5 protein-coding genes are annotated in these 11,458 nt (G+C 59.1%); 1 reads left to right on the top strand and 4 read right to left on the bottom strand.

Annotated elements, in window-relative coordinates; translation table 11 throughout:
* Position 1: 1 nt before the first annotated feature.
* From V6093_RS24980 to V6093_RS24995, 4 genes are all read right to left on the bottom strand, one after another.
* Positions 2 to 1,081, bottom strand: a complete 1,080-nt coding sequence (locus V6093_RS24980) for a fimbrial protein (RefSeq protein ID WP_052196240.1) — start codon at positions 1,079 to 1,081, stop codon at positions 2 to 4.
* Positions 1,078 to 3,630 (bottom strand): fimbria/pilus outer membrane usher protein, encoded by a 2,553-nt coding sequence (locus V6093_RS24985; RefSeq protein ID WP_047604502.1) that lies wholly within the window; start codon positions 3,628 to 3,630, stop codon positions 1,078 to 1,080. The genes V6093_RS24980 and V6093_RS24985 overlap by 4 nt, the downstream gene beginning before the upstream one ends.
* Positions 3,631 to 3,892: 262 nt before the next feature.
* Entirely contained in the window at positions 3,893 to 8,959 is a 5,067-nt protein-coding gene (locus V6093_RS24990) for an RHS repeat domain-containing protein (protein WP_406669655.1), read from the bottom strand.
* Entirely contained in the window at positions 8,956 to 9,420 is a 465-nt protein-coding gene (locus tag V6093_RS24995) for a hypothetical protein (RefSeq protein ID WP_047604503.1), read from the bottom strand. Before V6093_RS24995 ends, V6093_RS24990 begins: the two co-directional genes overlap by 4 nt.
* Before the next feature lie 242 nt (positions 9,421 to 9,662).
* Between V6093_RS24995 and V6093_RS25000 the strand changes: the two genes are divergently transcribed.
* Entirely contained in the window at positions 9,663 to 11,444 is a 1,782-nt protein-coding gene (locus tag V6093_RS25000; RefSeq protein WP_047604504.1) for a hypothetical protein, read from the top strand.
* The last annotated feature ends 14 nt before the right edge of the window (positions 11,445 to 11,458 follow it).

Consider the following 11,458-nt stretch of genomic DNA (forward strand, 5'->3'; position numbering starts at 1 on the left):
TTCAACGGTAGGTGATGGTGAAGTTCAATGCGGCGTTGACCTGGCCATCCTTTACCGTGTTGTCGAGTTGCCAGTAGCGTGCCTTGAAGTCCAGTTGGACCTCGGGAGCGTTCAGGCGCTTGACTGGCACGGCCTGCTGCAGCGGCAGTTCCCGGCCGTCCCCGTGCCGAATCTGAATGCCGAAGCCTTCCGCTGTAGAGCCCGTACCCAGGCTAAAGATGCCTCGCGTGGCGTCCACCACCGATGAGCCGTTAGTGCCGTCCAGTTCGATATAGGCGAATGCCGTGGGCGCAGTATCGTGATCCATGCAGCCATTGAGCTTAATGTTGAAATCGACTTCCCTGCCCACTGGTCCTGGGCCGGTAAAGTCGGCCAGCGTGTGATCAGAGAACTTTACTGGGGCGGTGCTGATTGGCTTGCCCAACGCAGTGCAATACGCTGTGTGGACCCGGCCCTTCAGTGTGAAGTCCATGACCCTGCCCTTGTCGTTGGTAATGCCGTGGAACATTTCTTTATCGATCACATGTTCGCCAGGGGCAATCGGGCCGGTCTTGATCAGTTTCACATTGCCGCGCATTCTGTTCAGCGAGTTATTGAGGGGGGTATTCGTTCGCATGGTGCCCTTGTAGGGGATGGTCTGGCTGCCGTCGTCGGAGGTGAAGAAGTTATCGGCGGTGCCATCGTAGGGACGACCCATGGTGATAATGGCACCGATACCGTCGATGTTGGTGCGCAGTACGTTGTCGGCGAAACGGTGGCCGCGCACAGGCACACCCGGGGTAATGGCCGTTGAGGTGGGCATGCTTATCGTGGTGAGGGGCGAATCCTCGTAGAAACACCGCAGCTCGGCCGCGTTGCGGTTGCCGATGTTAAAGTCGAGGTCGGCTATCACGCGCCCTATCTCTGCATCAAGAGGTACCCACATCGGGGTGCTTGTTGTGTCAAATTCGAATGGCATGTAGGGAGTGCTGCCTGCGGCCCACTCGCATTTGGCCTCTGCCTCGCTGGCAAGCAGCCCTAATGCCAGCGCGCAGGCAACAAAGGCGATGGGGCGAGGGGCTGTGCATCCGAATGTGCTCATGAGGTGTGTTCCTGGTGGTTCATGTTCGTTGCGGGTGATGAGGGTTCATGCTGGGGTTGGCACACCAGGGTTTGCATGCGATAGCCGTTGACGTTGGGTATCTCGCCGGGGGTGAGTGTGATCTGGCATTCGCGGGTGGTTTGGTCTACCCATTGCGCGCGCAGCTGCTGCGGCCCCGCTACATCGCTGGCTACCAACGCCTGGCCGGCTTGGCCGACCACTGCCAGGGCTTGGCCCTGGGCGTCGGTTATCTGTGTGCCGAATGGCAGGGGGCGCCCATCGGGCTGGTGCAGGGTCAGGACCATGCGCATGACGTGCCGGGTGGGGAAGCTGGCTTTGACGATCGCACCCCGGCGCGGCACAACCTGTTGAGTGGCATTGTCGATGATGATTTCCGGCGAGAGATCGTCGGTGTGCAGCACCAGCGAATTCAGCCGGTAAGGGCGCAGGTTCGGTGCCAGCAGGTAGCCCTGTGCGTTGGCCTGGCTCGATGGCGTATGTTCCAGCGTGATACCGGCAACGTCAGGCACGTGCACCAAGGCGCTTGTCTCGCTCATATAAGGGCCCAGTACAATGCCTGAGCCATGGGCTAGCAGGGCGCCGCTGGCATTCAGCGAAACGCTGCGGTAGTCGGCGCCCTGGGTGTAACCGGCCCCGTAGCTGGCGTTGGAGCCCTGATAGCCCAGCGACAGCGCGCCGCTGGTGTTGTTTTGCTGGTCGTTGCTCAGCGATACCTGGTAGCCGACTTGGTTGTTCATCAGCCCACCATTGAGGCTGGCGCGTTGACTGTAGCGGCCGTCATAGCGTTGCAGATCGAAACGGGTATTGTGGCGGTGGCCGAACTCCAGTGGCAGTGACAGGCTCAGGCCGAACAGGCGGTTTTCGCCCGTGTTGTCGGTCAAGGCCTGGGATGCAAACAGGTTGATGCCAAGGTCGCCCCAGCGTGTGTTGTACTGCACTTGATACTGGCGGCGCTGGGCGGTGCTGTTCCAGTAGTCATCCTGCGAAAGCGTCAGGCTGAGCGAATGCATGCCGAAATTCTGGTAGACCGAAGCTTCCACACGGCTGCGGCGGTTGCCCAGGTAATGCTTGGACTGGTTGCGCTCCCTGATGGCTTCATCAAAGTCCCGGTAGCCTTCGGTCGAATAGCGGTAGCCGGCAAAGCGCAGGTTGGTACCGGTGTTGAAGCTCTTACCGTAGCGTGCTGCGAAGCTGTGCCCTTGCACCTGGCCGGCCGGGCTGCCGAGGTCGGTACGTGCCTGGGTGACATCGAACGACAGAGCGCCCAACCCGGCGAAGTCGCGTGCAACACCTAATGCGCCAGCACGATAGTACTCGCTGGCGAGAACCCCACCGTACAGCGTACTGTCCCAGATCCCGCCGCGGGCTATCGTGCCCTCCCAGAACATTGGCCGTTCCAGGCTTTCGGCGCCGTTGTAGCGGCCCGCCGTCAAGCTGTAGCGCCATACGCCTTCACGCAGCAGATTGCCGAGTGACGAATAGGGTTGGGTGAAGCGGCGCACCTGGCCATCGGCTTCAGTGAGAATGACCTCCAGCTCGCCGTGGCTGCTACCGACACTGAGGTCATCGATGGCGTATGGCCCGGGTGCCACGTAGGTGGCGTAGATCGGGTAACCGTTGTGCAGTACCTCCAGCTTGGCGCGGGTCTGGGCTACGCCACGGATCACCGGGGCGTATTGCTGCTCGTTGTCGGAGTGCATGTCCAGGTCTGAAGCCAGCTTCGCACCGACGAAGGGCGTGTTGCGGAACACATCGCCACCGGTAAAGGTTTCGCCCAGCGTGATATTGGCCCGCAGCCCCGGAACGTCGCGTTGCGCGTAGGTTTCGCTGCGGTGCCAGTCGAACTGGCCGTCGGCGTTGTCGCGCAGCGCCTGTGTGCTGCGCAAGCGCCAGCCGGCGATATTGATACCGCTCTTCAGGTACAGGTCTTGGTTGCTGCTGCTGCGGCCGCTGTCGCGGCTGTAATGCTGTGCGGACACCTGGTAGTTGACGAAAGCGGCATTGATACCGTCATCCCAGCGTGCTTCGGGCACCGAGCCTGCGGCCTGCCGGCGCAGGGCAATCTGTGGGATGGACAAGGCCAGGTGCAGGCGTTGCGGGTCGAATTCGGCGTGGGCCTGGGGTACCAGGGTGGCCAGGTCCAGGCAGCGGTCGTCGCTGGGCAATGGCACTTCGAGGGCTTCTTCGCGCAGGTCTAAGTCACGCAGCAGCGCGCCCGTCAGGCAGGCTTGCAGGCTTTGCCCGCTGTCGTTATGGATGTTGATTTCGCGCGTGTAGGGCGTGGTTTTGTTGACCACGATTTGCACGCGATAGCGTCCGGCTGCCAGGGGGGCATGCTCAGCCAGCGCTTGCAGGGCCAGGGCGCCGGCCTCGCTGGCCTGGCCTGGGGCCTGGTGCATGAACTCGGCCTGAAAGCGGGGCGTGGCGGCGAATGTCGGGGTGACCAGAAGTAGAATGAGCGGGCTGCCTAGCCACGCTGATCGGGCGGGGCGTAGTAAGGCAGGCCTGGGGCGGTGAAGCTTGGGCATGGAAGGTCCTGAGGCACCACGGCTCCAGGCCTGAGGCGGGAGCTAGGGGCTGATCTATATGCATGAGGCGGCGTGCGTCAGGAGCGGGTGACTGACGGAGCCGGTTTGGGACGGGTAGGATAGGGAGGGGGGGTGTGAGGGATGTAAGAAGAGTCTTTCGGGTTTGGGAGAAATCTAGACGGGGCCAGAGTAGACGGTAGCTCCCGGGCGTATGTCGCTGCCGGGAGCCCCGAATGGTTAATGAAGCTTACAGGGGAGCGCTTTAGCGTCTATTAGGAGGGGGCGTCACGGTTGGGGAGGACACTCTCGAATAGGGCGCTTGTGTGTTCGCAGTATTAATGACTGGATTGTCATGGATAGATTGCGGGGTGGAATTACCACTTATCGAACGGTTGCCGCTAAGTTGCGAGGCGACACTATTACCTGTCGCGTGTCCATAGCTAGGTGGGGAGCTAGGTGGGGAGCTAGGTGGGGGGCTAGGGACGGGGCGTGCCCCGGCACTACCATTCATCACGCTTCCATAGGTAGGTGGGGGCATGCGTCGTTGTTGTATCTGTTGTAGTCGTTCTTGTATTCGCATTCGTGTCAGTTCCATTTGCTCCCTGAGATCTCGACCCGGTGAACCTGGAGTTGGACGTGAACCTGGAGTTGAACGTGAAGGTGAACGTGAACTTGAGTTTGGCCCTGAACGCCGGGGTGTCATGGAACGCCCAACCATAGACATGGTTACGCCAATTGCGCTAATCGCCAAACCTGCTATGGCTAATTTTTTGGAGAGTTCAGGATTATCATTTTTAGTAGCAAAACCCGCGATTTGCAATCCTAAGCCTATACCCTGGGCAGCGATACCGCCCCAGGTTAGGGCAAAGCTAAACGTCACAGGGCCGGCCCATGGCGTTATCGCTACTGATGCGATGAATACTAAGCCAAAAACCAGTATTCCCATTAAATTTCCAGTGACATCGTTTTGCTCCTCTTTTTTGTCAGGCGTCTGGTCGCCGTTGAGCGGGCTGACTTTATGTCCGGTAGGATCACGCCACCTGACCGGGTTGCCCAAGGCATACAGGTAAGGGTTGAGCCCGGCTTCCTCCGGTGCCAGCGAGTCGGGGCTGTGGAACCGCATCAGTTGCGGGTTGTAGGCGCGGTAGCCGCTGCCGAGCAGGTACCAGCCAAGCGCCTCCTCGCGGGCCTCGCCGTTGAACGCCAGCAGGCAGCGCATGCCATTGTCTTCGGGGCGTTCGCCATAGGCGCTGTAGTTGGCATGGCGGGTGCCCTGGCGGTCGGTTTCGGTGACGATGCTGCCGGCGTTGTCGGTCAGCAGCAACAGGGGATCGGTGGGCGCATCCGAGTGTTGCACCGCCAGGGCATGGGTTTCACCCAGCAGATACTGGGTCAACAGGTTGCCTTCCTGCGTGGTGTCCAGGCGATGGTCCTGGTAGCGGCGATGCACCTGGCGGCTGCCGAGCACGCTGGCCAGCAACTGGTCATGGCCATCGTAGAGGTACCGGGCGCGCTCGCTGCCGTCGGTCTCGCGTACGCGTTCCAGGCGGCCCCGTACGTCGTATTCCAGCGTGCGCCCCTGCTCGTCGTTGAGCATGTTGCCGCGCGCGTCGTAGGTGAAACCTTGCGTCTCCCGGTAGTCCTCGAGCAGGGTGTGGGTCACCTCGGTCAGCTGGAAGCTGTCGTCGGTTGCGTAGGTGAAGTGTGCGATGTCCGTCTCGGTATCGGCAAACTCCGTCAGGCAGCGCGTGAGCTTGTCCAGGTTGTTGAACGTGAAGACCTGCGAATGGAATGAGCGGCCCTTGGCATTGCGTGGCAAGGCTTGCCAGCGTTCGCCCGTTTCTTCTTCTTCTTCCCATTTACCGTCGTAGTTGTGAATCACCAGGCGCATGAGCGCGTCATATTCGAACACTTCCTTGCGCAGGAAGGCGTCTTCATCCTTATCGCTGCCGTTGTAGAGGGTGCGTGATGCCAGTCTGTTGCCGTCCAGCCATTTCAGTACCAGCACCTGCTGCTGGCCATCGGCCTCGAGCGTGCGTCGATGTTCACGGCCCAGGTCGTCGTAGGTCTGGGTGCTGCGCACATAGCGCGTTGGCTCGCGGGTGTCGCAGGTGGTGGTGGTTTCCAGCCGGCCTTCGCTGTTGTAGGTGAGCGTGGCCTGCAGGTGGCCCTGGGTAATGGTGGTTACCCGGCCCAGCGGGTCATGCGCGTACAGGCAGGCGACACCGTCACTGTGCTTGCGGTAGCGCAGGCGCCCTTGCAAGGAGTGCTGGTTGCGAATGTTGTACTGCTGCTCACCGGCTCCGTTCCAGTGTTCCAAGGCCAGGTAACCCTGGTCGGTGTAAGTGTAGGCGCGGCCACCGTTGTCGTTGTTGGCGCTGCGCACTTCAGCACTTTTGAGGTGGTAGTCGAACGCGGCTTCGTTGGCGGCCTGAGGCTCTGGCGTATCTTCGAGCGTGGCGGTGATTTTGGTGGGCTGGCGCGTCAGCTCCGGCGTGTAGTCGTAGCGTTCGACGTGCTTGCGCTTGTCGTGGCCCGCCGGGTCGGTGTTGCAGAGGGTGCGCGACTCCATCAGGTCGAGCTGGCCCTGGTACTGGTATGTCTCCAGGCGCGGGCCTACGGCCAGGCTGGTCAGGCGTTCGAGGCCGTCGAACGTGCGCTTGCACACGGGGCTTGGCGCTGCGCTGCTGCTATCGCGCACTTCCAGCAGGGTGGTCAGTTCAGCCGTGCTGCGTTCATCAAAGTGGCGCGTCAGCACGCTTTCATTGGCGCGCACGGTTTCGAACAGGCGGCCCCAGTGGTCATACTGGTACGTGGTGATGAGCGGCTCGTGGTCGGCCGCGAAGCTGAGTGTTTCCTGCACGGCCTGGCCCAGGCCGTCGTAGAGGTAAGTGGTGCGGTCGACTTCAACCGGCTCGGCCCCTGATGCGGCATCGACGGGCAGGTGCAACTGGTATTCGTAGACCGGTTTGTTGAAGCGGTTGTATTCCACCACGCTGTGCTGTTGCTTGACGCCTGGCTTGTCAGGGCTCTCCTGCCACTGCTCGACGCGGTTGCCGTCGTCACCGAAGGGCGAGAACAGGGTGATCCGTTTGACCCGATCGGGTTGCTCCACCTGGCAGCGCTGCCCCCAGGCATCGTAGCTGAAGCGCGAGGTCAGCTCGATGACCTGTTCTTCGGCGTTGTCGCTGTCGGGCGGGGCGGGCAGGTAGTCGAACAGGGTCTCGCTGGCGACACGGCCGAGGGTGTCGTAGGTGGTTTCCGACACCGTGCGGGTGATCGTGGTTTCGGACTCCGGGTCGTCCAGTGCGCGCAGGGTGCGCTCTTCACGTATCGGCCGATTGAGCCCGTCATGGTAGGTGCGGGTGATGACACCGTTGACGTCGGTTACCTGGGCGTACCACAGCGTGCGCTGGTCTTTGGTCTCCTTGCCATAGCAATAGGTGCGCGTGGCGTCGTAGGGGGGCTTATCCGGCGCCACGGTCTCGGCGCTCGGCCGGTTGACGGCATCATAGCTATAACGGGTTTTCACGCCATTGGTGTCTTGCGTTTCGATCAGCTGGTCACGCAAGGTGCTGTGCAGGCTGTAGGTGGTTCTTTCGAGCGTGCCACCATGGGGCTTTAAGGTGGTGGTGGTGAGCAGGTAGGTCAGCTTTTCGTTGTCATCCTTGCTTTTCTCATAGCGCCATTCTGTTCGCGACTGGGTCTTGCCCAGTTGGGTCGTCGTGTAGTCAACGCGCCCATGCAGGAACGGGTTATCGGGCATGTCCAGGTGGGTAATATCCTCGCGGCGCAGCGGTGTTTCGACGTTATTGAGGACTTCGAACTCCTGTACGCTGTTGGCCACCAGCCATTTCTCGGTCTGCTGCAGCGCCAGCGAAGTGCTCAGCACGGGCAGTTCGCGGTAGGTGCAGCGTGAGCGCAGGATCTTGGCGGGGGCCGCCCCCTCGGCTGGGTAGACCGTGAGGCTCTTGAGGTTGCGCGTGAAGCCATCCGGGTCGCGCGGGCAGCCTTCCTCGCCTTCGGGGAGGTAGAACTCGCGGACCATGACCATGCCATTGGCGAACTGTTCGCGCACCAGGTTGCCGTGGGTGTCGTATTCGGTGAAAACAGGCTCATCGCGGCGAAGCTGGGTGCCCGTCTGCGTCCAGGTCTTGGTCATTTTACTGGGCAGCTGCACCCGTACGTCCTGGGAGGCGAAATTGCCCGGTGCGTCGTGATACTGGGTGGTGAGGGTCTGGATGCAACCCGCTTCGTCAGTGACCTGTTCGGTCATCAGGTGGAAACGGTTGAAGGTGTGCTTGACGGTGCGCAGCACCTTGTCATCTAGGTAGTGGCTGACCTCGGTATGGTAGTTGTAGGTGTTGTCGGTGGCCTTGTAGAGCTGGTCCTGGTTGTAGTGTTCGTCCCAGACCACGTCGGTTGCGCCGTAACCGAGGAAGTTCTTGTCGCTGTAGGTGTAGGTGGTCTTGATCGTGGCGGCGGTATCATCCTGCGGATCGGGGATTGCCTGGTGCTCGGTGACATACGGCAGGTAGTGGTTCAGGCCCGGGTACTGATGCCCGGATTCCTTGTAGAAGATGCGTTCTTCGCCACCGTACGGCTGGATGAGCCGTCGCAGAAAGCGCATGCCGTCAAACGTGTCGTAGTGGAATGTCCAGTCGGCCAGGTCGCTGGCGGGCATCACCAGGGTGCGCAACTCTTCGCCCTGGAGTTTCAGGGTGAACAGCTGTTCGGCTTCAGAGCCCGGATGAACGTGCATCAGCACCTGGCTGTCGCCCTGGTAAACCAGGGTGAGCAGCGGTTGCTTGAAGTCATCCTGGATGGACACCAGCCGGCCTTTCTCGTCGTCGTAGGCCAAGGTGATGCCAAGGCCTGAGCGGGTCTCGACCCGGGTCGGCAGGAAGGTGCGGTCATCGGCCCTGAGCGGTTCGAGAATTTCGATCATTCCGTTGGTATGGGTGATGCGAAAACGCGGCTTGTTTGCTTCGCCGATGTGCTTGAAGGTGAAGGCTTTGAACTTTTGTTCATACACCAGGGCCAGTTCCCCGGGGCCCTGGTCGGCGACTTCGAAAGTGTCGCCGGTGTGTACGCTCAGTACGTGGTTGCTCAGGTCATACCGGCTCAGTTTGAATGCCCAGCCGATACCGAAGCCGCTGTTGGCGGTGTTCAGTGGGCTGAAGCTCAACTGCAGGGGCAAGTGGGGGCCTTGAGCGAAGTTGGCATTGAGTGGTGGGACTTCGAGGGCGAAGCTGTAGAGCCCGGTGCGTACGTCGACGCTGCCGCGTGTGTAACTGGCAAAGTTCAAGGCATTGGATTGCAGGGTCATGGTTGTTCTCCTTGGGCGAGTGCCGCGGCTAGAGCATCCGCAGATGGCACATGAGAAGCGGCGGAGACTTTGACGGTGATTTTCCCGAGCGTATCTATCTCCGCGGGTTCTTCAGACTTGTCAATAACCAGAATGCCAAGCCCGGCGCGTATGAAGGTGTCCTTCTCATTGCGATTGACATATTGATCAATGTCGGCTTTGGCCAGTTCAGCGGGTTGATGGGTAGTCTTCAACTTCAACCACCATTTCGGTTCGCCGTTCACAACGTCTTTAGAATTTAGAGTAATGGTGGCCGCAGATGGAATACCGATCATATGTATCTCGCGTGCTGCAAAATCAGGTAAATCAAGATGGACAGTTTGGCCACTGCCTGCGTCAGGTACGTTCAATACTCGGTGAACTTCATCTTTGTCGTAGATCGTGATAATACCTGCGGCTCTATTTGACTGTGTCGCTTTCATGAGGGCTCCTTCCAGAGGGTCTGCAGGCAGCAGTGTCGCACCTGCAACAGGGGCAGGTTAGGGCACTTTGCTGAAGCTGGCACCTGGCAGAATTGATAGGTGCCGACAGTGCGTAAACGCCACCAGTGGCCACGCGAACCTGTTATTTTTGCTAGTTGTCAGGCAGGGCTGTCGAATTTATAACTAATCCGCAATCAGTCCAGTTGAGCGCCGCCAGAGGCGGGTATGGCGAGGAATTAGTTATGAATCAAGATGATAGCCTAGAGGCGCCCATTATCGGGCTGCGGAATGAAAAAAAAGAAATCGATCTCGCTGAACTGGGGGACAAAAACCTCGAGGTCTTAATCAAATACACAGGCATGGCGGAAAATCAAGCCCTGGACTTCCAATGGTTTGGGGCCGACGCTCAGGGAAAATCTTTTGATCATACTGCGGGTTATAATGTTAACCCTGGAGAGGAAATAACAGGGAAGAGGATATTCATCGACAATAGTAGGATTAAAGCAGTCGAAGGCGGCGAAGCGTTCTGTTCTTATACCGTGGAAAATACCCAGAAGTCACTTCGCCTTTTTTCATTCGTTGGGGTGAGGGCTGTGGAGCCTTCGGACGTGTTGCCTGTCGCCCTTGCGCTTGAGTCACACCACCTGGTGATAAAACCCAAGGAACTGGAAACCGCAGGTGTGACCTTCGTTGTCGCACCCTATCAGGCGCTGCAAGAAGATGACGAGATCACATTTACTCTCAAGGGCTTTGATGCGGCTGGACAGCCGGAAGATCCTGTTGTCAAGAAGCTGAAGGTGTCCGCCGAGCACCTGGCTAACGAGGCGCTGACATTCAAAGTTGGTAAAAATGAACTTCTGTTGATTGAGGGTGGCCGTGCTGAGGTTTTTTATCAAATTGATTTCGGTGATGGAAAAACAGCCAAGTCGCCCCAGCAGGAATTTATTATCGACTCTAAGCAAAGCTTGCCCGATTTTTTGCCTAAGCCTGTTATCGTCGATCATGCGCCGGGAGACCCATTAAACCCGGATAACTTTACAAAGGGCGTGGCGATCTGGGTCGACGCATACCCAGGGATGGCGGTTTCAGACCGTGTTACTTTGTGCTGGCGTAGTCCTGTTCGAGATTTTTTGCGGACCATTCGCGTGGATGCCAGTACTCAGACTGTGAAAGGGGTTGCCTTTCATATTCCGGTCGATTACCTGCTCGAAAACCAGGGGCGTAGCGTCAGTCTCCATTACCTTTTTGGTCGTGAGGGTGCCGGGCAAAAATCGCAGGTGTTGCCCGTAAGCATAGAGAACAAGCGTGAACTGTCCGCACCGTTGATCTGTCCGGCAAAACCGGACGACGGCCCAAAAGACCGAGGGACTATGGCGGCCATAGATGGGTTGGGTGGGGTTTGGGTAGAGGTTCCCAATGTTCTCATGCCGGGCGAAACGGCTCAGGTCGAATGGCGCGGCTGGCCTGGCTACGGCGCGTACATAGCCGATCCAGAAGACGACAACCCGCTTCTCTTCCACATCCCGGCCCAATATGTGCCAGCGAACATGGGCAGAAGCGCGGTGGATGAGAGCCGCCGATTCAACGTGGTGTATTGGGTAATCGGTGAAGGTGACCCGATTGAATCGGACCCGTACCACCTGCGTATCCAGCCTTTCCCCGGAAACCCGTATCCAAGAATTGTTTGCGATAGGGTGGTGTCGGGCAAATTGTCGTTGAAGGAGGTTCCCGCTACGGGTGTCGAACTAACGTTGGGTACTTGGTATTACGGTGTCGAAGGGAATCTTATTGAACTGTCAATTACTGGCGTCACCTCAAGTGGCGGTTTTAATGGAACCATTCGCGATGCGTCGAAACCTGTGACCAAAAGTGAGGCGGAAAGTGGCATCAAGGCGACACTGGCGAGGGCGACACTGGAACAGCTTGAAGAGGGTTTAGATTTCACGCTGCATGTACGGATGAGCTTTGATGGAGGGGCGCATTATTATGCCTTTCCCAGCCAGCCCGTAACACTTGTGGAATAAGCCGGTCGATGGCG

The organism is Pseudomonas putida group bacterium ESBL64 (assembly GCF_045277175.1).
In the GTDB taxonomy this organism is placed as follows: domain Bacteria; phylum Pseudomonadota; class Gammaproteobacteria; order Pseudomonadales; family Pseudomonadaceae; genus Aquipseudomonas; species Aquipseudomonas alloputida.